The sequence below is a fragment of the Sneathiella limimaris genome (assembly GCF_012932565.1).
Taxonomy (GTDB): domain Bacteria; phylum Pseudomonadota; class Alphaproteobacteria; order Sneathiellales; family Sneathiellaceae; genus Sneathiella; species Sneathiella limimaris.
Genome location: NZ_JABBYJ010000001.1, coordinates 1,248,472 through 1,269,950, shown reverse-complemented (window position 1 = coordinate 1,269,950; position 21,479 = coordinate 1,248,472). Strand labels below are relative to the sequence as shown.

The window sequence follows — 21,479 nt, the reverse complement described above, 5'->3', positions numbered from 1 at the left end:
AATCATGACAGCACAACTTAATGTCACAATCGACGGATGGAACGATGGAGAGGAAATTCCAGGCCGCTTCGCATTTGGTGTTCAAGCGGCCGAAGGTCACGTCGCATTAAGTACCAACATTAATCCAAAAATATCATGGTCTGGCGCCCCTGAAGGAACAAAATCCCTTGCCCTCATTTGCCATGATCCAGATGTACCTTCAGTCGGTGATGACGTAAATCAGGAAGGCAAAACGGTTCCTGCCGATTTACCACGGGTGGACTTCTATCACTGGGTTGTTGTTGATATTGACCCCTCAATCTCTGCCATCGAGGAAGGTGACGATAGCTCTGAAATCGTTGCAAAAGGAAAAACGCCCGGCCCTCAAGCCTATGGGATTACAGGGGTTAATAACTACACAGACTGGTTTGCAGGAGATGCAGACATGGGCGGCACCTACGGCGGATATGACGGCCCTTGCCCACCCTGGAATGACAGCATCGTCCACCATTATCATTTTACGGTTTACGCCCTGGACGTGGAAACGCTTGGTCTTTCCGGAAATTTTGGTGGACCTGAGGCTCTTGCGGCTATGGAGGGGCATGTCCTTGCCAAGGACAGCTTTGTTGGCACTTACAGCCTGAACCCTGCTGTCAAAGCTTAAGGAACAAGTCGCCGGTATAGAGACCGGCCCAAGATCCTGACCTTTGTGCCAACGGGGAACCGTTTAAAGTTGGTTTGAACGGTTCCCTTTGTAAATGCGGTTTTCTTGGAATAATCAATAAGTACATTTACGATTACAGGCTTTCCGCCCCTTGCAACCGAAAGCGCATCCTTCGCGACACCTTCCGCATTTTTGTTGGAAAGAATTTCAAGATACTCCGCCCCTGTGGCGGCGGCGATTGCCGCTACGTTCAGCTCTCCCATCACAGTGCATGTTTTCTGGTTATAGGGAAGATCCTGCGCTTGGGCGATTTGCGATAATTCCCCATCATTGAAGACATAATAGACAATCCCAAGTTTATTCCGGCTTGCGGTTAGAATCTCCATACAGGTCATGGTAAACGCCCCGTCCCCGATGACGGCAACCACATCAGAACTTGGGGAGGCCAACTTAGCACCGATAGCTGCTGGAGCCGCATACCCCATGCAGTTAAAATCAGACGGACAGATAAAGCCTTTTACCCGATGAACAGGTAATAATTCCGCCGCCAAAAAGGTATGATTTCCATCGTCCACGACAATAATTGCATCGGATCCAAGCGACCGATCCAGCCCGTCAAAAAACCGGGCCGGATTAACTCGACCCTTACTATCATGGCCATACCATTCTTCTCGATAAGCCGATTTTGAAGTAGAGATAAGCTCTTCCAGAGCTGCCTTTGCCCGATCCCGCGTTCCGGTATCATTGCCGAGAGTTTCAAGCAATCCTTGCAAAACAGCTTGCGCGTCCCCCGCAATGCCAACCTTTGCCGGATAATTGGCCCCTAAAGCATCTGGATTGATATCAATATGGATCAGATTTTCGGGAACCTTGGCCCCAAAGCTGCCCGTTGGAATTTCACTGAACCGGGTTCCGATCGCAATCAGGCAATCGCAGTCTTCAAATGCTTTCTGGGCTGCGGGAACAGTAGACGGCCCAATGCCCATCCCCACATGGAGCGGATGATCTGCGGGAAAGACAGACAGCCCTTGCAACGTCGTTGCAACTGGCGCAGTCAGCCTTTCGGCCAAAGTCGTTAGTTCGGGTGCTGCATCCCGGCTTCCCCACCCGGCAAAAATACAAGGCCGCTTTGCGCTTCGGATAAGCTCAGCCGCCTCATTCAAGGCATCTGAAAGATCCGCCTTCACATTCCCTTTTTCAAGCGGATGATAGGCAGGCATGTCAGAGACTTCCCCTGCCATCAATTGGATGTTGACCGGAATTTCCACGAAAACGGGACCGGGCTCCCCTGAAGTTGCAATCCCGTAAGCCTCATACAGCATTGGGATCACATCTTGATGGCTCTTGACCAAAAAGGTTTCCTTGGTCAGACCTTTCATAAATTGATGTTGGTCCATCTGATGAAGCTGAAACTCAAACTCCAGATCATTTCGGGTTCCGCCGCAGATCACCAGCATGGGAATTCCATCCAGAAACGCCTCACCAATCCCACTGGCGGCGTGAGTTAATCCAGCGGCTGGCACAACAACAATCGTTCCAATACTATCACTAACTCGACTTACCGCATCCGCCATAAAGGCGGCACCCGCCTCATGCGTCACCTGGATCGGTGTGATTTGTCTCGACAGATTTAGTTGATCGTAAAGTTCCGTATTATGGACGCCTGGAATGCCGAATGTGTGGGTTACGCCCACCTGTTCCAGGGCAAAGCGAGCCAGTTCTGCGCCGGTTTTCTTCATCTCAACTCTCCTGCGATGGCTGCTGCGGCATATCTTGCCGTCAGCACGCATCCTCCCAAAAACGTTCCTTCCAATGCCCGTTTGCCATGCATGCCACCACCACCAAAACCGGTCGCCTCTCCAACCGCATAAAGACCCTCAATAGGGAACCCTTCACTATCCAAGACCTGTCCCTCCAGATTTGTCTGGATCCCGCCAAGGCTTTTCCGGCTGATGATAAATTGCCGGATCGCTATCAGCGGCATGGCTTTTTCATCCATAATCGGTTGCTTCTTACAAATCCGCACCCGGTCTCCTCGATACTGACGAAGGTGGCTGATGCGGCGAAGTTGATCATCGTTTTGATACTTCTCTGGCAACCGGATTTGCGCGTCATAGGCCTCTATCTCCGACCTCAAAACGTCGGGGTCTATTTTTACCGGATTTTCGAGAGCATTCATCTTGGTGGCCAATTCGTCAACGGACCCTGCGGAGACAAAATCAATACAGTTATCCACCATGTCATTGACCAGCTCATGATTGCCAAACAGGATTGTATTCAGGAATTTTATTTTCTTCTTATCCCTGACAGCAGGGTTAGATTCTGCGCCTGAAATTGCCAACTCTTTCAATGCTATTTTTCGGTTCAAAATCGCCCAGGAGTATTTATGCTCCTGCGCGCAAACCCGCCGAACCAGCTCCCATGTATCATAACCTGAAACAAGTGGCTCCGGTCCAAACCGTCGTCCGCCAGCATCAAGCCAAAGCGCTGTCTTGGGCGGAACCAAACTAAGCCCATGCCGCGGTTTTCTTGGTCTGGGATGGTGAACACCTGCTGCATAATCCCACATTTTGTCTAAATGAGTGACTGTACCGCCCTGCGCTTGAACTGCCTCATGCAACCGGCCATCCGCATATTGGTGGGAGCCGTTCAGGATCACGTCTGGAGCTGCTGTCCACTCACTTTGCCAGTGTTGACGAATTTTCGCATCACTGCCGTTAATCCCGCCAGCGGCAACCACGACCACATTTGCAGAATATGAAAATGGCTCCCCGCTTACTTCACGTTGACCGGAAACGCCGCTAATTCGACCCGCAGCACGCTCCAGCTTTTCGACCCGGTGGCCAAACAGAACCTTAACCCGATCGGCGTCGATGTGCTTTTTGAGGTGGTCAATATAGACCCGTGCCAACTCATACCCGGTACCCCAGACAAGATGAAAACGGGGGATGGAGTTACCAGGCCTGTACATGCCTCGCTCCACCCAGTTTACGACCGGAAAATAAGAAATCCCACGGGCGGTTACAGCCTCATAAATATCGGGAATATTACGCTCAACATAGGCTTTTGCCCAAGCTCGTGGCCAATGATCCTCAGGTCCAAACTCAGCAAAAGAGTTCCAGTCTGAAAGCGCAAGTTCAGGACTGTCCTCAATCTTAGCTTTGCGCTGTTCGGGGCTATCAACAAAGAACATGCCCCCAAAGCTTTCCTTGGCTAAACCGCCAAACTTATCCGCCTTATCCCGATCCAGGATCAGAACGTTCAAGCTGCTCTCTGCAAGTTCCAGTGCCGTGATGATGCCGGCAATCCCACCGCCGACAACAATGGCATCCATCTGTTCAGTCATTCCCCCGACCCGACTGCTAGTTTTCTCCCGAATTCATAATGAGAGCAGTTGGCAGAAATGTAAATTCTTCTGTTGTCTGAATGTGACGGATATTTCTAAATCAGATAATCAACTTCGCTGACCTCATCGCCCAGGGTAACCGTCGAAATCTGCTTTGGTTGAGACGCAATTTTGCTGCCCCGTCTAAACACGGCAATACGGGTTGGAGAGAGCCTAAGAGCCTCAATCTCATCGCGAGCCTGCAAGACAACAAAATCCGCAGATTTCCCTATCTCCAGTCCAAAATGATCAAGTCCCAATGCTTTCGCACCGTTGATGGTGACTGCGTTAAACATTTCCCGCATCTCGGCCTGACCGGTCATCTGCCCCACATGCAAGCCCATAGAGGCCACTTCCAGCATGTCATGTGAGCCGAGGGAGTACCAGGGATCCATCACGCAATCATGACCAAAAGCAACATTCAGCCCAGCCGCGACCAGTTCTTTAACCCGCGTCATGCCGCGCCGCTTAGGGTAGGTGTCATGTCTTCCCTGCAATGTAATATTGATGAGCGGATTGGCCACAACCTGAATGTCTGCTTCTTTCATCAACGGGATCAGCTTAGACACATAATAATTGTCCATGGAATGCATGGACGTGAGATGCGAGCCGGTAACACGTCCCTCCAGCCCGAAATGAACTGTTTGCTGGGATAGCATTTCAATATGACGCGACAGTGGATCGTCACTTTCATCGCAATGCATATCGACCATCAAACCGCGATCAGCGGCCAGACGGCAAAGTTCTACAATCGACTGGCTGCCATCCTGCATACTGCGTTCAAAATGAGGGATGCCCCCAACCACATGAACACCCATATCCAGCGCACGGATCAACTGCTCTTTCGCGTTTGGGTCTCTTAAGAAACCATCCTGCGGGAAGGCCACCAACTGCAAATCCAGATAAGGGGCAATCTCATCAACCACTTCTAACAAGGCCTCAACCGCCACCAGATCCGGGTCACAGATATCCACATGGGAGCGAATGGCAAGGTTCCCCCGTGCAATCGCCAGCCGACACAGGCGATGGGCACGCGATTTAATTTCAGCCTTATCCAGAAGAGGTTTCAACTCCCCCCAAAGGGCAATCCCCTCAAGCAAGGTCCCACTTTCATTCACCCGCGGGCGACCATAGGTCAGGGTGGCGTCCATATGAAAATGGCTATCCACGAAGGGAGAAGACACAAGAAAGCCTTCAGCATCAAATTCCTCTGCCGCCTTGGCGTCCACCGACGGCTCAATGGCCATGATCTTGCCGTCCTTGACAGCAATATCCATCGCGATATTGCTGATCCCGGCGCATCGGGCATTTCGAACAATCAGATCAAACATGAAAACCCTTTCTGAACTTTATCTCTGCCCCCGCCTAAACGGGACCAGCAATGCTTTTGGATATGCTGCTTTACGGGACATGATCACCAGCGCCAGAATACTGAAGATATAGGGCATCATCAGGAAGAACTGGTAGGGAATAAAGCTGATACTGGATTGCTGCACGCGGATCTGAATGGCATCGAACGCCGCAAAGAGCACGGCGCCCAGCAAGGCTTTTCCCGGCCGCCATGAGGCAAAGATCACCAGCGCAACACAGATCCAGCCGCGACCATTGATCATGTCGAAATAAAACGCATCGAAGACTGATATAGTCAGGAACGCCCCGCCAACGGCCATAAAGGCACTTCCAACCATCACGGCCCCAGTCCTCACCCGATAAACATCAATCCCCTGCACTTCTACAGCCATGGGGTTCTCGCCCACCATCCGAACGGCAAGGCCAACCGGTGTCCGATAGAGCACGTAAGCCACAACACCGACCATAATAAACGCCAGATAGGTCAGGGGTGACTGATTGAAAAAAGCAGGTCCGATAACAGGGATTTCTGAGAGAAACGGAATTGGCAGAAGCTCAAAAGGAACGATCTTTGGCGGGGTGGTCACACCCGGCAACAATAATCGGAAGGAATAATAACTCAGTGATGTGGAAAGAAGCGTAATCCCAATTCCAGTCACATGCTGTGACAACCCCATATAGACTGAGAAAATACTGTGTAAATATCCAAACAGCATTCCAAAGGCCGCAGCGACAAATACTGCCGACCACAAGTCACCACCTTGATAAACCCACATCCAGGCCACCATGGCGCCGGTGGTCATAATCCCCTCGATCCCTAGATTAAGGACACCAGCCCGCTCGCAAATCAATTCACCAAGCGTGCCAAAAATCAGCGGAGTTGCCATCCGAATGGTCGCAGCCCAGAACCCGATATTGAGGAACATTTCAAAGAAATCCATCGTCCCGTCCCCCTATTTGGCAAAGCGGATTTTCATCCGCGTCAGCATGACCGCCAGCATCACCAACAACAGCGAGGTCGCAGTGATTACATCCGCAATATAATTAGAAACATCCATAGCCCTGCTCATGCTGTCGGCGCCGTTGTAAATTCCCGCGATGAAAAGCGCTGCCACAACAACACCGAGCGGATTTAGACCTGCCAACATAGCCACAGCAATTCCGGTGTAACCAAAGCCCGGCGAGATATCGAGCGTGAGATATTCCTTCGTTCCAGCAACCTCCGTCACACCGGCACATGCAGCCAAGCCGCCGGAAATCAACGCGGTCCGGATGATGGTTTTATTGATGGGAATTCCGGCAAATCGCGCAGCATCCTGATTGATACCAACGGCACGGATCTCCAACCCCCATTTTGTTTTGGTCATGACAATCCAGACACTGATCGCAGCGATCAGGGAGAAAATCAGTCCCCCATGCAGGCGGGTCTTGGCAATTAACTTGGGCAGGATCCCTTCGTCAATAATCGGCGCGCCTTGCGGCCAGCCCATCGCCATTGGATCCTTCCATGGGCCGAAGAGCAGATAATTTGTCAGCAAAAGAATAATGAAGTTCAAAAGTAGCGTGGTGACGACTTCATCCACCTTCAGGCGCGTTTTCAAAAGAGCCGGGACCAACAATAGAAGTCCCCCTGCGATCGCCCCTACAACGAAGAGAAAAGGGATCATCAATCCGCTTGGTAAAGTGATCAAACCGGTTCCAAAATATGTGGCAGCAAGGGCGCCCACATATAGCTGTCCCTCCCCCCCGATGTTCCAAAGCTTGGCGCGAAAGGCAACAGCCGCAGCCAACCCGGTCAACATCAGCGGTGTCGCTCGAACCAAAGTTTCTGCGATGGCAAACTTGGATCCAAAAGCACCTTTTATCAAAGCGATATAGGAAGGTATCACGGGCACATCAGCCCAGATAATTAGCCCTGCACATAAAATAAGTGCAGCAATCACCGCCAAGATGGGCGCGGCAATAGACATCCAAATGGGTGTATTTAATCTAGGTTCAAGCTGCATGGGCAGCTCCTTTACCAGCAGGCACGAAACCCTCTCCACTCATCAATAACCCAAGCTCCTGCAATGTCACCTGCTCCACCGGCTGGGGCGGACTTAACTGGCCGTGATACATAACAGCCACCTGATCGGAGACTGCCAGCAACTCCTCCAGATCTTCAGATATCAGAATAATCCCTGCGCCCGCCTCTCTCGCCTTGAAAAGCTGTTCATGCACAAAGGTGGCCGCGCCAACATCCAAACCACGGGTCGGCTGATTGGCTAAAATAACCTCAGGCTGGTTTTCCAAAACCCGAGACAAAATCACCTTTTGCATATTGCCGCCAGATAGCCCCCGGATCACGGTTTTGGGGTTCGCCCCCCGGATATCGAAACCCTTAATCAGGGCTTTGGCATGCTCTGTAATATTCAGTTGTTTCATCCAGCCGAACGCAGAAAACCGGTCGGCTTCATATGTCTCAAGGATCATGTTTTCCTCGATGGAAAAATCCCCGACAACTCCTTGATGATGGCGATCCTCTGGGATCCTACCGATCCCCTTTGACAGCATGAAGCGGGGATCAAATCGCTCTACTTTTTCGCCATGCAAATCAAACAATCCGTCTGTTGGACTGATAATCCCGGAAATCAAATCAGAAAAGGGCTTTTGCCCATTACCGGAAACACCCGCGATGCCAATTACCTGGTTGCGCTTCAACTCGAAACTCAAGCCCCGAAGCAGCGGTTGCCCCTCTTCTCCCTTAACCTCAATATCTGACATTTTCAGTAAGGTCGCACCCGCAGGCATGGGTTTGCGCTTGGGCTTGGGAATGACCTCACCCACCATTTTTTCCGCAATAATCTCGCGGGAAGCCTCGCTCTTTGGAAACTCTGCCACCAGTTTGCCATGACGCAACACTACAATATCATCAGCAATTTCCATGACTTCGCCCAGTTTATGGGAAATGAAAATCACCGAGAGGCCAAGCGCCAGCATATCTTTCAGGATCTTGAATAACTGATCGGTCTCCTGCGGCGTGAGCACGGCTGTCGGCTCATCCAGGATCAGGATTTTCGCCCCCCGATACAGGGCTTTTAGAATTTCAACCCGTTGTTTTTCCCCAACGGTCAGGTCGCGGATCAACCGATCGGGATCCACATGCAAGCCAAACTCCTGCGAAAGTTCAACCAGCCGGTTTCGTCCTTTCTGCTTATCCTGGCGAAGCTGCCATAATGGCTCGGTTCCTAAAATAATATTTTCCAGAACGGTCAGGTTATCGGCCAGGGTAAAATGCTGATGCACCATGCCAACACCAAGGGCGAGAGCCTCTGCCGGATTGGCCGCCGTCAGCGTCTTTCCAAATATCTCAACGCTGCCCTCATCTGCAGCGTAATGACCAAAGATGATATTCATCAATGTGGTCTTGCCAGCCCCGTTCTCTCCCAACAGTGAGAGAACTTTGCCCTTGTGAAGGGTAAAGCTGATGGCGTCATTGGCCACAAGATCACCAAATTTTTTTGTGATGTTATTGACGCTTAAGACAGGTTGCGAAGCGGCCAACGGAATATCCCCCAAAACACTGAAAAGAAGAGGTGGCGAACCACCTCTTCACACTTAATCACTCAAATCAAAAAAATGGATCCGTTGATCAGAATGTTGATTTTGGTTCATCGTCGATGATTTCGACTTCGAACTCACCTGCCTTGATTTTGGCAGCCAGTTCTTCGACTTTCGCTTTAGTCTCAGCTGGAATTTTGGAGTCAAACTCATAGTAAGGAGACAGGGAAGCACCACCTTTTTGCATCATGGTCCATTCCTTGTAGTTTTCAGCCTTGAAGTTACCGGCTTTTACGAGATCAATCGCGTAATTAATCGCATTTTCCATATGCCAAAGAGCAGATGCGACAACCACATCCGTGCCGTTTTCTTCCTTGTTCATGTCGTTCACGTTACCAAAGGCAAGAATGCCTTTTTCCCGAGCGGCGTCTACAACACCAGCCCGCTCCGCATACAGGATATCGACACCGGATTCGACTTGCGCAAAAGCAAATTCCTTGGCTTTGGGCGGATCATACCAGGACCCAATGAAGGAAACTTTGAACTCCACGTCTGGATTGACAGATTTTGCGCCAGCCATGAAAGCATGGAACAGGCGGTTCACTTCACCAATTGGGTACCCACCGATCATGCCGATCTTGTTGGTTTTGGTCATTGTACCGGCAATGACACCCATCAGGTAGCATGGCTCGTGAATGTAGTTATCAAAAACGGAGAAGTTGGAGCCGTATTTGTCCCCTGGATCCCCCATAAGGAACGCCACTTCAGGATAATCATCCGCCACTTTACGCGCTTCACGGCTAATACCAAAGGCTTCCCCAACGATCAGTTTGACGCCGCTTTCAGCATATTCGCGCATTACCCGGACATAGTCTGTATTGGCTGTCTTTTCGGAGAAAACATAATCAATTTTGCCTTCTTCTTCAGCCTTCACAAGCGCCCGATGCAGTGTACCAGCCCATTTTTGCTGAACTGGCACGGTGTAAATACCGGCAACCTTCAGTTTTTCAGCCTGGGCTGCTGCCATCCCTGCGAGCAGGGTCGCGCCGACAACGACGGCTGACAGGATTTTTCTCATCCCCATTTTTCGCTCTCCTAAGTCATGCCGGGACTATCCCGGCGTTTTTTAACTGTCCGTTTCTTTTATCAAGTTCCGTGCCAGTTTGGCAGGGCCTTAATTTTTTATTTACCATAGCAGAAAAACCTGACCAACTGATCAAGAAAATGCGGTTTTTGGCGGCTCACAAGCCTAAACCCGCACAAATGCTTAAGTTCCGATTCCCTGATAGAAGAAGAAAATCGAAGTTTATGTGTCCGTTTCACGAGCAGGTTGCTCAAAAAACAGGCGTTTTTTTATTGATCTATGATCCAGGGCTCAGCTTCAGCCAGTTCACGCCAAGTGACAAAATCGGGCAACGCCCAAAGCGCGTCAATATAGGCTGAGGCAACTTCTGGAAGCGGAAGAGAGCGGCTTTTAAATCGCACTGCAACGGGCGCAAAGGCGGCATCTGCAAGCGATAACTTGCCAAACAGAAAAGGCCCCTCCGATCCATATTTTGCCCGGCAATCCGTCCAGATTTGAACGATTCGATCCACATCAGCCTGAACGTCATCCGGAAGCGGCTCAAATTCATCTACTCGGGCAAGGTTCATGGGCACCACGCTTCGAAGCGGCACGAAAGAAGAATGCATTTCCGCCGTAATCGAACGGGCACGGGCGCGGGCTGCCTCATCCTTCGGCCAGAGCGGCCCCTTCCGGGATTTCTCTGCGGCATATTCAAAAATGGACAAGGTGTCCCAAACAGCGTCTCCTTGATCTGTAACCAGGACAGGAACCCGAGCCGGTGCATCAGGCGCTATTGCTTTAATTTTAGCGGCCGTGTCTTCCTGAAAGAGGGGAATAACTGTCTCCTCAACTTCAAGACCAGCAAATTTGACCGCCAGATATCCCCTCAGTGACCAGGATGAATACCGCCTGTTTCCGAGCAATAAATGCATAAATTTTCCTTTTTGTGTATCGTCTGGCCAGAGCTGCCTTGGCCAATTACGTCAGACTTCTTTGATGTTTGATCTACGGGAGATGAAAATCAGCACCCACCCTAAAGCGAAAAGGATCCCTGAAATAACCAGGATCGGGATATTCAGATCGGACACATTGCGGCGCACCTTCAGGGTGGCTTCTTTTATGCTGGCTTTCTTGGGATTTAAATCCCAACTCACCTGGTAGGATCCTGTCACCGGTACATCAAAACTACTTATGATGTGGTTTTGACTATTGGCCTCATAAGCACTCCCTTGATCACCGAGAGATTTTTCATGAGTGCGATCTTCCTCTGCAACCAACTGCCCGCCTTGATCCCTCAAGGCAACTTGGTAGGTGTAGAGCCGGTTCAATCCTTCCTGCAGGTTGACCTCGTAAGAGATCGACAGGATCAGCCGGGTCTTCGACATTTCAGGCGTCAATATCAGGTTGTCGATTGTTCCGGTGTTGGCGGATAGCGGGATTGACGTGATTTCCGTACCACTGGTTGCATAGCGGTTCATCTCCCACCCAAAAAGACCGGCCGAGACCACGAACAATACCAAAATTAACGCCTTTTTCATTTCCTACCCCTCATCATATTGGATGATTTCCCAGCCAACTGCACCATATTGAATGGATTGGCTTTTGAAAACGGAAATTACGGGCTGCAACTGCTGCATTTTTAGTTATGCTGTCTTAGCATAAGTCTTTAAAAAAGGTCTGTGTGTGTATTTTGTTAAAAGGTTCATCGACGTGGGGCTTCTGACAAGAATTTGTTGCCTTTCAGCCATACTCATCCTGAGTGCTGGAATACTCATCTCTGCACCTAGTGCGGAAGCCACTGAACATGACAAAGAGCGAACCCTCAAGTTACGCACAGATTTGGATACTGAGTTCAGTGAAAGCTTGGATGCCACAAATTCCCGCCACATGGAGACAGTTCAGTGCATTCTGGATCGCATCAACTGGCGGTATGAAATTGTCTCGTCTCCTGTCATGCGAAACAGAATTCTCACCCGCAAAAATGAAATAGACGGTTTCTTTCTGCACTCCCCCAAATTAGTGTCGGAGGACATCGCCCTGGCTTCACAGCCCGTTGCCATCGAACGCTGGTATATGTTTCAGCGAAAAGAGGGACTTTCAAGCAGCGCAGGAGGGCAATCTGTTGGGGCTGTTCTTGGTTCAAACGAACATCGCTGGCTCAAGCAACGGAATTTCGATCACATTGTAACCGCACCAAGTCTGAGCTCCATCGTCAAGATGCTGCATCGGGAAAGGATTTCTTATGCACTTGCCGATCAAACACGGTTCTGGCGAAATGTCTTTCTGACCGAAACACCCGCGAGAGAATTCTCAGCGTATTTCGTGCGATACGCCCCGCTGGTTATGTACTTTTCCAACGGTTTTATTGAGAGAAATCCAACTTTTCTGGATACCTTCAACAATAATATCGACTACTGCGTTCAGGATCGCCTCAAACCAAAGATCGAGGAAGCAAGACTTCTCATGAATATTCAGCAGGAACTCCTGCTAAGTGATGGCAATTTCAGAACTCTGTTAAAGCTGACAAAAGAAGCTCTTGAGTCTCCCCCAAAGATTGTTAGCACAGAAGATGAAGACAACCGGTGGAAAGAAGCTCAGATCAAAGGCAATCGTACCCGGTTGATGGACGAAATTGAAAACACCCCCCTTTCAGAGTTCCTACGTCGGCTAACGGGCCTAACCAATGGCAAGATCAGTGAATTATTCATCATGGATATAGATGGGTATCTGATTGGCATGAACCAGGTAACCAGCGATTATTGGCAAGGAGATGAGGCGCCCTATCAATCCATTATCGAAAAAGGCTACAGGCTCCACATTTCAGAAATTGATTTCGACGCCTCCACCCAGAAGTTCCAAATCCAGATCACGACCCCGCTCATGGATCCGAAAACCAATACAGTTCTGGGCCTGATGACAACGGGATTTGATGCAGATCTGGCACTGACGACCGCGCTAGAATTTTAGGCTACCGTCAAAGGGCATCTATTTTTTGAGGAAATGGTGCCGCCGGAGAGAATTGAACTCTCGACCTCTCCCTTACCAAGGGAGTGCTCTACCACTGAGCTACGGCGGCTGGGAGCGCCTTGGATAGACGCGTCGCGATTGCGCAAGGTGTATATAAGACCAAAAGTCTTTCTGCAATCCTAAAATTCAGTTTTTTGTTCATCTCTTTTCCCATTCCTGATAGAGACAGATCCATCCTCCTCAACGCAGATGAGAGCATGACAGAGAGCGACAAAAAACCCTTAAGCCCGAAAGAGCAGGCAGCGGCCGAAAAAAAGGCCCGGCTGGAAAAAGCCTTGCGGGAAAATCTAAAACGCCGGAAGGGCTTGCAGCGCGGCCGTGGTGAAGCAGCCCCGGATGCGATTAAGAACAAGAACCGTCTGACCGATTAGCCTGCAGTCAAGTCTTGTCAGGGCTGGTTTTTGTGCGCAATCGGTTTTTCCGCGCTTCCCCCTTGGCCCCGACCGAAACTGTCTATAAGATACCGCAAATTTTCGTGCGCTTTTTTAGTGGAGATGCCGTTTATGTCCATCCTGTCCGATAAGTGGATCCGGTCAGCCGCCCTTGATCCAAACCAAAGAATGATTGAACCGTTTGTGGAAAGCCAGAAACGGGAGAACATGATTTCTTATGGACTGTCATCATACGGATATGACGCCCGGGTTTCGGATGAGTTCAAGATCTTCACCAATGTCGATTCGGCAACTGTGGATCCAAAAGCTTTCTCCAGCGATAGTTTCGTCGACCGGAAAACAGATGTCTGTGTGATCCCACCCAATTCTTTTGTGCTGGCGCGGACGGTTGAATATTTCCGCATTCCCCGCGATGTCCTTGTCATCTGCCTTGGGAAATCCACCTATGCACGGTGCGGTATTATCGTGAACGTAACCCCGCTGGAGCCGGAGTGGGAAGGGCATGTGACCCTGGAATTTTCCAATACCACACCGTTGCCCGCGAAGATTTATGCCAATGAAGGCGCCTGCCAGTTCCTGTTCCTGAAAGGGAATGAGCCTTGCGAGGTGTCCTACAAGGACAGATCCGGTAAATATATGGGACAGGAAGGGGTCACCCTGCCGCGCCTTTAAGTTGCCGCAAAACTGGTCTTTAACGGACCGCACCAGAGTTTCTTTACGGAGGTGGCTTTGAACAAGCCCCTCCTTTCGTCTTTAAAATACCCTGCTGGCAAGACACACCAGCAGGATCGATAACAGGTTCAGATGGATAGTATTCGAATTCGCGGTGGCAAGCCGCTTTACGGAAAGATAGAGATCAGTGGCGCAAAGAATGCGGCCCTTCCCCTCATGGTGGCCTGCCTGCTGACTGAGGAAACCGTCACCCTCAGCAACCTTCCCCACGTGGCTGATATTTCCACCCTGATTAATCTGCTCTGCCAACATGGCGTCAAGGCGCACCTCAACGGCAATGGCTGCTCCAGCGGCCGATCAGTCGCACTGGCCGCAACGGATATCACCAGCACCGAAGCTCCTTATGATATTGTTCGAAAAATGCGGGCCGGCGCGCTTGTTTTGGGGCCCCTTTTGGCGCGGGTTGGCAAAGCAAAAGTATCATTGCCCGGTGGCTGTGCAATTGGCACACGCCCTATGAACCTGCATGTGGATGGTCTGGAAGCGATGGGAGCAGAAATCCACATTGAAGGTGGCTATATGGTGGCAGAAGCCCCGAACGGATTGAAAGGCGCAGAGATCCGTTTTGATACTGTCTCTGTCGGCGCTACCGAAGATCTGCTGATGGCGGCAACACTTGCTGATGGGGTTACCGTGCTTGAAAATGCCGCGCGGGAGCCGGAAATCACAGATCTTGTTCATTTGCTCCGCGCCATGGGTGCTGAGATTGAAGGTGATGGCACAGATCGATTAGTGGTGACCGGCAAGAAATCCCTGCACGGGGCAGAGCATCGGGTTATGCCCGACCGGATCGAAACCGGCACTTATGCCATTGCGGCGGCGATTGCAGGCGGCCGGATCGAGCTTCATAATACCGATGCGGAATTGATCAATGCTGTTCTGGAAGTATTGGAAGAGGCTGGTGTAAGCATTGAACGTACCGATGATGGGCTGATTGTGGAACGGGACCCTGCGACACCGATCCATGGCGTAGATATTCTGACCCAACCCTATCCGGGTTACCCGACAGATATGCAGGCTCAAATCATGGCCTTGATGAGTGTTGCCGATGGCGCCGCCATGATTACGGAAAATATTTTCGAAAACCGTTTCATGCATGTGCCAGAACTCTCACGCCTCGGCGCCAATATCAACGTGCATGGCCGCTCGGCTATGGTCCGGGGGGTTCCAGAACTAGTTGGTGCCCCGGTAATGGCGACAGATTTGCGCGCTTCAGTCTCCCTCGTTCTAGCCGGTCTTGCCGCCAAGGGAGAGACTGTTATCAACCGGGTTTATCATTTGGACCGGGGCTATGAGCGGTTGGAAGAGAAACTTGCCGCTTGCGGTGCAGATATTGAGCGAATACAAGAAAGTGCTTGAGTAAGGTCTTAGGGGGCATGACAGTGAGCGACGAATTGAAACTCTATGCCATGGATGCAGAGGATATTTCCATTCTCTCAGCAGCGTTGGAGGGGGCAATTACCAGCCCTGGGGAGATGAGCTTTTCCTCTAAGCAGCGGCAGTTTACCCTGACAGCATCCCGTCTCAGATGGGAAGATCGCAGCAGAAGCGAGCAGAAAGCCAGCCGCGTCCGGTGCGGTATCCTGTTCACCGATGTTATGAAAATCCGGGCAAAAAACATCCCGCAAACGGACAGAACCATGGTCATGGAGCTGCTCTCCATCGAAACCAGCGAAGAGGCTGACGAAACAGTCCTTATCCGCCTGAATTTTGCGGACGAAAGAACCCTCGAAATGCAGGTCGAATGTATTCACGCGGCCCTCACTGATGTCGGGGAAGCCTGGAATACGGACAAAATTCCGTCTCATCCACTGGAAGATTAGATTTTTTAAGGCTTTCACGTTAGAACAACCCCCAATATATATAAGTAACCGTAACCGCTATGGAGCAATAAAGTGCCCGCGAACGAAGAGTTGGTCATCGCCCTGCCTAAAGGGCGTATTCTGAAAGAGGTCATGCCTCTGGTTCGGGCTGCCGGAATTGAACCGGAAGCCGCTTTCGACGATCCGGACAGCCGCCTGCTGCATTTCAGGACCAACCATCCTCATATTTCTATCATCCGGGTGCGCTCATTCGATGTGGCTACCTTTGTTGCCTTTGGCGCAGCCCAGCTTGGCGTTGCCGGAAATGATGTGCTGCTGGAGCATAACTATCCGGAAATCTATGCGCCGGTGGACCTGGATATTGGTCATTGTTATCTGGCGGTTGCCCAGCCTGCTGATATGGAAGAAGACAGGGACCCATCCCGCTGGAGCCACGTCCGTATCGCCACCAAATATCCAAACCTGACGAAACAGTATTTTGCAGAACAGGGTATTCAGGCTGAATGCATCAAACTCTCGGGCGCCATGGAATTGGCCCCGGGACTTGGCCTTTGTCGCCGGATTGTGGACCTGGTTTCTTCCGGCGCAACATTGAAGGCCAATGGACTGGTGGAAGTTGAAAAGATCCTCGACATTACCTCCCGCCTCGTGGTCAATCGCGCCGCATTAAAAACCCGCTCTGAAGAGCTTAATGACTGGATCCAGAAATTCAGGGCTTTGATCGATGGCGAATAAACTGAACCAAACCGATGCAGGCTTTGATGCTGCTTTCGAAACCCTGCTGGGCCAAAAGCGGGAAACCGATGCTGATGTAAACGCCACTGTTGCTGATATCCTCAGCGATGTGCGCGCGCGAGGGGATGCAGCCGTTATTGACTATACAAACCGCTTTGATCGGTTGAACTTGCAAACCGGCAAAGACCTTCTGGTCAGCGCGGAGGAAATTAAGGCTGCTATTGCGGACTGTGATGACGCAACACTCGATGCGCTCAAAATTGCAGCGGATCGGATCGCGTCCTATCACGAAAAACAAAAGCCTGAGGATCTTTCCTACACAGATGCTGATGGAATTGAACTTGGCTACCGCTGGACAGCTATTGAAAATGTCGGCCTGTATGTACCGGGTGGCCTTGCGACTTATCCATCCTCAGTGCTGATGAACGCCATTCCGGCGAAAGTTGCGGGTGCATCCCGTCTTGTCATGGTGGTACCAACACCCGATGGTGCGATTAATCCATTGGTCTTGGCAGCTGCCGATCTTTGCGGCGTGGATGAAGTTTATCGCATAGGCGGGGCACAGGCTGTGGCCGCACTTGCCTATGGAACGGAAACCATTGCCAAGGTGGATAAAATTGTCGGCCCGGGCAACGCTTTCGTCGCCACCGCCAAGAAACAGGTCTTCGGAACCGTTGGCATTGATATGATTGCGGGTCCGTCTGAAATTCTGGTGGTTGCGGACAACAAGAATGATCCCGCCTGGATTGCAGCCGACCTTCTGTCCCAAGCTGAGCATGATCCAGTCGCCCAGAGTATCCTGATCACGGATGATGCCGCGTTTGCTGTTTCAGTGGAAGAGGCCGTTCAAAGTCACCTTAAAAACCTACCACGGACCGAAATCGCCGCTGCCAGCTGGAAAGATTATGGCGCGGTAATTGTTGTTGATGATATTTCCAGGGACGCCCCGGCGCTTGTCGATCGTCTGGCACCTGAACATCTGGAACTTTGCGTCGATGATCCGAAAGCCCTGTCCGAAAAGATCCGTCATGCTGGCGCGATCTTTATGGGGCGCTACACCCCTGAGGCCATTGGTGACTATATTGCGGGTCCGAACCATGTGCTGCCAACGGCGCGCACGGCCCGGTTCTCTTCTGGCCTGTCGACCCTGGACTTCATGAAGCGCTCATCTCTTATTCAGCTGGATGCAGACGGTCTTGGTTTAATCGGGCCGCCAGCCGTGCGCCTCGCCCAGTCAGAAGGGCTGGGGGCTCATGCGCTTTCCATCGCTATCCGTCTGAATATGCCGGATCAAACCTAACCTCAGGAGGCAAGAATGGCAGCCGATCATCAGCAAATTGTCAATATCACCCTGGATGAAAAATCAGTCGTCCGGCGGAACCCAGATATTGAGCATGAGCGCAAAGTTGCCATTTATGACCTCCTTGACCAGAACCATTTTGCTCTTGTCGGTCAGGAAAATGCGGGCCCCTTCTCGCTTCACCTGGCGATCGAGGATAACCGCCTGATCTTTGACATCCGGGCCGACGATGACAGCACAGAACTTATGCGCCTACCCTTGCCGGTCATCTCCTTTCGCCGAATTATCAAGGACTATTTCCAGATTTGCGAAAGCTATTTCTCAGCCATTAAAAGTGCCTCTCCTGCAAAGATTGAAGCGATTGATATGGGGCGCAGGGGTTTGCACAATGAAGGCACAGAGCTGCTTCTCGAGCGCCTCAAAGAGAAAGTCGATACCGACTTCGATACCGCCCGAAGACTTTTCACCCTGATTTGTGTGTTGCATATCCGGGGCTGAGATCGTGACAAACTGCAGCAACCGCAGCAGATCACTCATACACAGGGGCGAGTGATCGATGGAATCGACTTTTGCGCCAACCAGTGTGCTATTCGCCTGCACTCATAACAGTATCCGCTCCCCCATGGCTGAGGAAATCATGCGCAGCCTTTATGGCAATCGGATCTATGTGGACAGTGCGGGTGTCAGGGCTCGGGAGATCGATGGTTTTGCTATCGAGGTTATGGATGAAATCGGCCTTGATGTGGAAAACCACTTGGCGAAAAATTTTGATGAGCTGGAAGACAACTCCTTCGATCTCATTATCTGCCTGTCTAAACCTGCCCAGGCTGCAGCAGAGGAAATGACCCGCACCATGGCCTGTGATGTGGAATACTGGATCACACCGGACCCATCAGAGGTGGAAGGCAGCCGGGAAATGCGCTTAAACGCCTACCGGCAAGTCCGTGATGATCTCTATCAACGGATCCGCAGCCGCTTCTCAACCCTGCCACATCCGAACGTTTAGGCCAAAAATTTAAAAAAACCGCTATTTATGGTATAATAGGTGTGATAACTGCGACCTAAATGCCTGTTTTAGGGGCTAAATTGTGAGAATTCACAAACTAGGGCTTGCAATTTCCCGCAGGCAATCGCATTTTGCATTCACTTTTTGAACAGCTTAACAAGGTAATCTATGGCTAAAGAAGAACTGCTTGAATTTGAGGGAACTGTTACGGAACTTCTTCCGAACGCAATGTTCCGCGTCAAACTGGAAAACGACCACGAAGTGCTGGCACACACAGCCGGTAAAATGCGCAAACACCGTATTCGCGTATTGCAGGGTGATCGCGTCACCGTTGAAATGACACCTTACGACCTGACTAAAGGCCGTATCACTTTCCGCTTCAAGTAAGTTGTGTGGAGTGGTCGGCCTTACTTGAGCTCTGCTCCCTCGGGCCGTCCTGTCGCGCCAAAAACCGGACCTGATGACAGACACTAACCGCTCCCCCTTATTGATCCTTGCCTCCGCTTCACCGCGCCGCAAGGAACTTCTTCTTCAGATCGGGATCACTCCCGACCAGATTGACCCCGCCGATATTGATGAAACGCCAGGCGGGGACGAACAGCCACGCCCTTATGCGGAGCGGTTAGCCCGCGAAAAAGCGGCTGCGGTCATGGAACGCCACAAAGGGGCCTATCTGCTCGCCGCTGATACAGTGGTTGCGGTTGGCCGTCGCATTCTGGGTAAAGCGGCTAACGAGGCAGAAGCAAAAGGCTTCCTTTCCCTGCTATCTGGCCGGGCTCACAAGGTTCATACAGGGCTTTCCCTCATCACACCCGATGGTCAGCAGATTACCAAGTCTGTAACCTCAGCCGTTAAATTCAAGCCTCTGGACTCGTTTGAAATCGACTGTTACCTGAAAAGTGGGGAATGGCAGGGCAAAGCAGGCGCATACGCCATTCAAGGACTTGGCAGCCTTTTCATTCGTCAGATCCAAGGCTCCTACAGCAACGTAGTTGGACTGCCCCTGCAGGAAACCGGGGCACTCCTCAGCGGGAACGGCTTTCCTCTTTGGCAACGGGCACTTCAGCCCTCTACAGTCCAAGAATGACCTATTCCCTACTGATCGAGCGAGATCTCTTTCAAACCCGTGCCTGCCTCCTGCAGGGCGACACGCTTATTGACTACTTACTGGAACCCGCCCATCACCAAAGCCGCAAAGGTCAGATCATCAAGGGGCGCATTCTGAAGCTGGATGATGCGCTCAATGCTGCCTTTGTGGATCTTGGTCAAAACCAGTCAGGCTTGCTTCCCCGCAAAGCCATAAGGGGCGATAAATCCAGTTCCCTTCGCGATTTCTTCACAGAAGGTCAGCGCCTATTGGTCCAGATCCAGAAGGACCCGGTTGACGGCAAACCTGCGGAATTGACCACATTTCTGGAACTGCAAACCCCAACCCTGATCTATCGCCCTCTGGGCAGCGGCATCATCTTTCCGGGCAAATGGAAGGATGCAGATAAAAAAGCGGCGCTGACCAAACGGGTTTCGGATCTGCCGGGTGAGTTCAGGCCCCGAAGCAGGGCCGAGGCAGAACCACTGGAGGTGACGTTCGCCGCAGCAAAAGCGCTGCACGACCAGTGGCAGGACATTAAATCACGCGAAGGGACAGCAAAGAAAACCGTCACGCTTTACACACCTCCGCCTCAGGCAGCTAGCTTGGCGCAGCATCTGCCACCAGGAGAGGAGTTGGAAGTCCTCAGCAATGATCCTAAACTGATTGCTGCAGCAAAATCTCTATACGGCGAAGACACTCCCTCCGAGATTTGGGCGCGGCGGGAAAGCCTTCTTGCGCATCACGGACTGGAGGATACACTCACCAGCCTGACGGAAAAACAGATAGCGTTGACGGGCGGGGGAAACATCACTGTTGAACAGACCGAGGCGCTCGTCGCCATCGATGTCAACTCAGGAACGTCTGATATGGGCGGCGGCGCAACGGAAGGGCCGCTTTCCCTCAATCTTGTGGCCGCAAAGGAAATTGCCCGCCAAATCCGTCTTCGCAATCTGTCGGGAATTCTAATTATTGATTTTCTCCGCCTGCAGGAAAAAGAAGCCCGTCAGGCCCTTAACGATGCCCTTAGCCGCTATATCGTCGATGATCCGGCGACGGTTCGCTTAATTGGATTTACCTCCCTTGGCCTCTTCGAAATGACCCGCCAGCGGACCCGCCCGTCTCTTGCCCACCTCCTCTCGCTACCGGCTGTGCCGGGCGCACCAGAGGTCAGCCTTCGCCGCGCCAGTAAGTTAGTGACGGATTTCCGCCAGCAGCTGGACGCTGGACAAGGAGCCCGTCTCACATTTACTTACGGCCCGGCCTGGCAACGATTTTGGAAAATAACGTCAAGTGAGATATCCTCTCATCTTGGGTGTCATATAACTGGGGTTGCCGCAAAAGAGACAGGCCCCTGGGACTATGACATCAGCCCTGCATAAATCAGATAAAG

At 51.4% G+C, this 21,479-nt stretch carries 22 protein-coding genes and 1 tRNA gene; 13 read left to right on the top strand and 10 right to left on the bottom strand.

Annotation, left to right across the window (positions count from 1 at the left end):
- The first annotated feature begins 4 nt into the window (after positions 1–4).
- Positions 5–643, top strand: coding sequence for a YbhB/YbcL family Raf kinase inhibitor-like protein (locus tag HH301_RS06175; RefSeq protein ID WP_169567637.1), 639 nt, complete (start codon positions 5–7; stop codon positions 641–643).
- Here HH301_RS06175 and HH301_RS06170 read toward each other — a convergent pair.
- From HH301_RS06170 to HH301_RS06130, 9 genes are all read right to left on the bottom strand, one after another.
- The gene (locus HH301_RS06170; RefSeq protein ID WP_169567636.1) at positions 640–2,382 is read right to left on the bottom strand and encodes a thiamine pyrophosphate-binding protein; all 1,743 of its coding nucleotides are present in this window, start codon (positions 2,380–2,382) and stop codon (positions 640–642) included. The two genes, HH301_RS06175 and HH301_RS06170, sit on opposite strands and share 4 nt — an antisense overlap.
- Complete coding sequence (locus HH301_RS06165) at positions 2,379–3,989, bottom strand: FAD-binding dehydrogenase (protein WP_169567634.1); 1,611 nt, start codon at positions 3,987–3,989, stop codon at positions 2,379–2,381. Before HH301_RS06165 ends, HH301_RS06170 begins: the two co-directional genes overlap by 4 nt.
- 95 nt (positions 3,990–4,084) lie before the next feature.
- Positions 4,085–5,359 carry an amidohydrolase family protein gene (locus HH301_RS06160; protein ID WP_169567632.1) on the bottom strand — a complete coding sequence of 425 codons (1,275 nt, stop codon included), beginning with the start codon at positions 5,357–5,359 and terminating at the stop codon, positions 4,085–4,087.
- Between the two features lie 18 nt (positions 5,360–5,377).
- A complete protein-coding gene (locus tag HH301_RS06155; RefSeq protein ID WP_169567630.1) occupies positions 5,378–6,319 on the bottom strand; it encodes an ABC transporter permease in 942 nt (313 codons plus the stop codon).
- A gap of 12 nt (positions 6,320–6,331) precedes the next feature.
- Positions 6,332–7,384, bottom strand: coding sequence for an ABC transporter permease (locus HH301_RS06150; protein ID WP_169567628.1), 1,053 nt, complete (start codon positions 7,382–7,384; stop codon positions 6,332–6,334).
- On the bottom strand, positions 7,374–8,921 hold the full coding sequence (locus HH301_RS06145) for an ABC transporter ATP-binding protein (protein ID WP_169567626.1): 1,548 nt from the start codon (positions 8,919–8,921) through the stop codon (positions 7,374–7,376). Before HH301_RS06145 ends, HH301_RS06150 begins: the two co-directional genes overlap by 11 nt.
- Before the next feature lie 88 nt (positions 8,922–9,009).
- Positions 9,010–9,996, bottom strand: a complete 987-nt coding sequence (locus HH301_RS06140) for a BMP family protein (RefSeq protein WP_169569512.1) — start codon at positions 9,994–9,996, stop codon at positions 9,010–9,012.
- 275 nt (positions 9,997–10,271) lie between these two features.
- A complete protein-coding gene (locus HH301_RS06135) occupies positions 10,272–10,916 on the bottom strand; it encodes a glutathione S-transferase (RefSeq protein WP_169567624.1) in 645 nt (214 codons plus the stop codon).
- Positions 10,917–10,967: 51 nt separating this feature from the next.
- Positions 10,968–11,522, bottom strand: a complete 555-nt coding sequence (locus tag HH301_RS06130; RefSeq protein WP_169567622.1) for a hypothetical protein — start codon at positions 11,520–11,522, stop codon at positions 10,968–10,970.
- A gap of 172 nt (positions 11,523–11,694) precedes the next feature.
- Between HH301_RS06130 and HH301_RS06125 the strand changes: the two genes are divergently transcribed.
- Positions 11,695–12,951: a transporter substrate-binding domain-containing protein gene (locus tag HH301_RS06125; RefSeq protein ID WP_169567620.1), complete on the top strand. Its 1,257-nt coding sequence runs from the start codon at positions 11,695–11,697 to the stop codon at positions 12,949–12,951.
- Between the two features lie 34 nt (positions 12,952–12,985).
- Here HH301_RS06125 and HH301_RS06120 read toward each other — a convergent pair.
- Positions 12,986–13,060, bottom strand: a tRNA-Thr gene (locus tag HH301_RS06120).
- A gap of 148 nt (positions 13,061–13,208) precedes the next feature.
- On the opposite strand from HH301_RS06120, the gene HH301_RS06115 reads away from it, so the two are divergent.
- The 11 genes from HH301_RS06115 (at position 13,209) to HH301_RS06065 (ending at position 21,468) form a co-directional block, all read left to right on the top strand.
- Positions 13,209–13,382: a hypothetical protein gene (locus HH301_RS06115; protein WP_169567618.1), complete on the top strand. Its 174-nt coding sequence runs from the start codon at positions 13,209–13,211 to the stop codon at positions 13,380–13,382.
- A 132-nt stretch (positions 13,383–13,514) separates the two neighbouring features.
- Positions 13,515–14,075 carry a dCTP deaminase gene (gene dcd / locus HH301_RS06110; protein WP_169567617.1) on the top strand — a complete coding sequence of 187 codons (561 nt, stop codon included), beginning with the start codon at positions 13,515–13,517 and terminating at the stop codon, positions 14,073–14,075.
- A gap of 132 nt (positions 14,076–14,207) precedes the next feature.
- A complete protein-coding gene (gene murA, locus HH301_RS06105; protein ID WP_169567615.1) occupies positions 14,208–15,494 on the top strand; it encodes a UDP-N-acetylglucosamine 1-carboxyvinyltransferase in 1,287 nt (428 codons plus the stop codon).
- Between the two features lie 17 nt (positions 15,495–15,511).
- Positions 15,512–15,958, top strand: a complete 447-nt coding sequence (locus tag HH301_RS06100; RefSeq protein ID WP_169567613.1) for a DUF2948 family protein — start codon at positions 15,512–15,514, stop codon at positions 15,956–15,958.
- A gap of 72 nt (positions 15,959–16,030) precedes the next feature.
- Complete coding sequence (gene hisG / locus HH301_RS06095) at positions 16,031–16,693, top strand: ATP phosphoribosyltransferase (protein WP_169567611.1); 663 nt, start codon at positions 16,031–16,033, stop codon at positions 16,691–16,693.
- A complete protein-coding gene (hisD, locus tag HH301_RS06090) occupies positions 16,683–17,993 on the top strand; it encodes a histidinol dehydrogenase (protein WP_169567609.1) in 1,311 nt (436 codons plus the stop codon). Before hisG ends, hisD begins: the two co-directional genes overlap by 11 nt.
- A gap of 15 nt (positions 17,994–18,008) precedes the next feature.
- Positions 18,009–18,491, top strand: coding sequence for a UPF0262 family protein (locus HH301_RS06085; protein WP_169567607.1), 483 nt, complete (start codon positions 18,009–18,011; stop codon positions 18,489–18,491).
- Between the two features lie 58 nt (positions 18,492–18,549).
- On the top strand, positions 18,550–18,999 hold the full coding sequence (locus HH301_RS06080; RefSeq protein ID WP_169567605.1) for an arsenate-mycothiol transferase ArsC: 450 nt from the start codon (positions 18,550–18,552) through the stop codon (positions 18,997–18,999).
- 168 nt (positions 19,000–19,167) lie between these two features.
- Complete coding sequence (gene infA / locus HH301_RS06075; RefSeq protein WP_169567604.1) at positions 19,168–19,386, top strand: translation initiation factor IF-1; 219 nt, start codon at positions 19,168–19,170, stop codon at positions 19,384–19,386.
- Positions 19,387–19,459: 73 nt separating this feature from the next.
- Positions 19,460–20,086, top strand: a complete 627-nt coding sequence (locus HH301_RS06070; protein WP_169567602.1) for a Maf family protein — start codon at positions 19,460–19,462, stop codon at positions 20,084–20,086.
- Entirely contained in the window at positions 20,083–21,468 is a 1,386-nt protein-coding gene (locus HH301_RS06065) for a ribonuclease E/G (RefSeq protein WP_169567600.1), read from the top strand. The genes HH301_RS06070 and HH301_RS06065 overlap by 4 nt, the downstream gene beginning before the upstream one ends.
- Positions 21,469–21,479: the final 11 nt, after the last annotated feature.

Coding starts and splice junctions, on each gene's coding strand:
- HH301_RS06175 (WP_169567637.1), top strand. CDS start 5: ATGACAGCACAACTTAATGTCACAATCGACGGATGGAACGATGGAGAG.
- HH301_RS06170 (WP_169567636.1), bottom strand. CDS start 2,382: ATGAAGAAAACCGGCGCAGAACTGGCTCGCTTTGCCCTGGAACAGGTG.
- HH301_RS06165 (WP_169567634.1), bottom strand. CDS start 3,989: ATGACTGAACAGATGGATGCCATTGTTGTCGGCGGTGGGATTGCCGGC.
- HH301_RS06160 (WP_169567632.1), bottom strand. CDS start 5,359: ATGTTTGATCTGATTGTTCGAAATGCCCGATGCGCCGGGATCAGCAAT.
- HH301_RS06155 (WP_169567630.1), bottom strand. CDS start 6,319: ATGGATTTCTTTGAAATGTTCCTCAATATCGGGTTCTGGGCTGCGACC.
- HH301_RS06150 (WP_169567628.1), bottom strand. CDS start 7,384: ATGCAGCTTGAACCTAGATTAAATACACCCATTTGGATGTCTATTGCC.
- HH301_RS06140 (WP_169569512.1), bottom strand. CDS start 9,996: ATGAGAAAAATCCTGTCAGCCGTCGTTGTCGGCGCGACCCTGCTCGCA.
- HH301_RS06135 (WP_169567624.1), bottom strand. CDS start 10,916: ATGCATTTATTGCTCGGAAACAGGCGGTATTCATCCTGGTCACTGAGG.
- HH301_RS06130 (WP_169567622.1), bottom strand. CDS start 11,522: ATGAAAAAGGCGTTAATTTTGGTATTGTTCGTGGTCTCGGCCGGTCTT.
- HH301_RS06115 (WP_169567618.1), top strand. CDS start 13,209: ATGACAGAGAGCGACAAAAAACCCTTAAGCCCGAAAGAGCAGGCAGCG.
- dcd (WP_169567617.1), top strand. CDS start 13,515: ATGTCCATCCTGTCCGATAAGTGGATCCGGTCAGCCGCCCTTGATCCA.
- murA (WP_169567615.1), top strand. CDS start 14,208: ATGGATAGTATTCGAATTCGCGGTGGCAAGCCGCTTTACGGAAAGATA.
- HH301_RS06100 (WP_169567613.1), top strand. CDS start 15,512: ATGACAGTGAGCGACGAATTGAAACTCTATGCCATGGATGCAGAGGAT.
- hisD (WP_169567609.1), top strand. CDS start 16,683: ATGGCGAATAAACTGAACCAAACCGATGCAGGCTTTGATGCTGCTTTC.
- HH301_RS06085 (WP_169567607.1), top strand. CDS start 18,009: ATGGCAGCCGATCATCAGCAAATTGTCAATATCACCCTGGATGAAAAA.
- HH301_RS06080 (WP_169567605.1), top strand. CDS start 18,550: ATGGAATCGACTTTTGCGCCAACCAGTGTGCTATTCGCCTGCACTCAT.
- infA (WP_169567604.1), top strand. CDS start 19,168: ATGGCTAAAGAAGAACTGCTTGAATTTGAGGGAACTGTTACGGAACTT.
- HH301_RS06070 (WP_169567602.1), top strand. CDS start 19,460: ATGACAGACACTAACCGCTCCCCCTTATTGATCCTTGCCTCCGCTTCA.
- HH301_RS06065 (WP_169567600.1), top strand. CDS start 20,083: ATGACCTATTCCCTACTGATCGAGCGAGATCTCTTTCAAACCCGTGCC.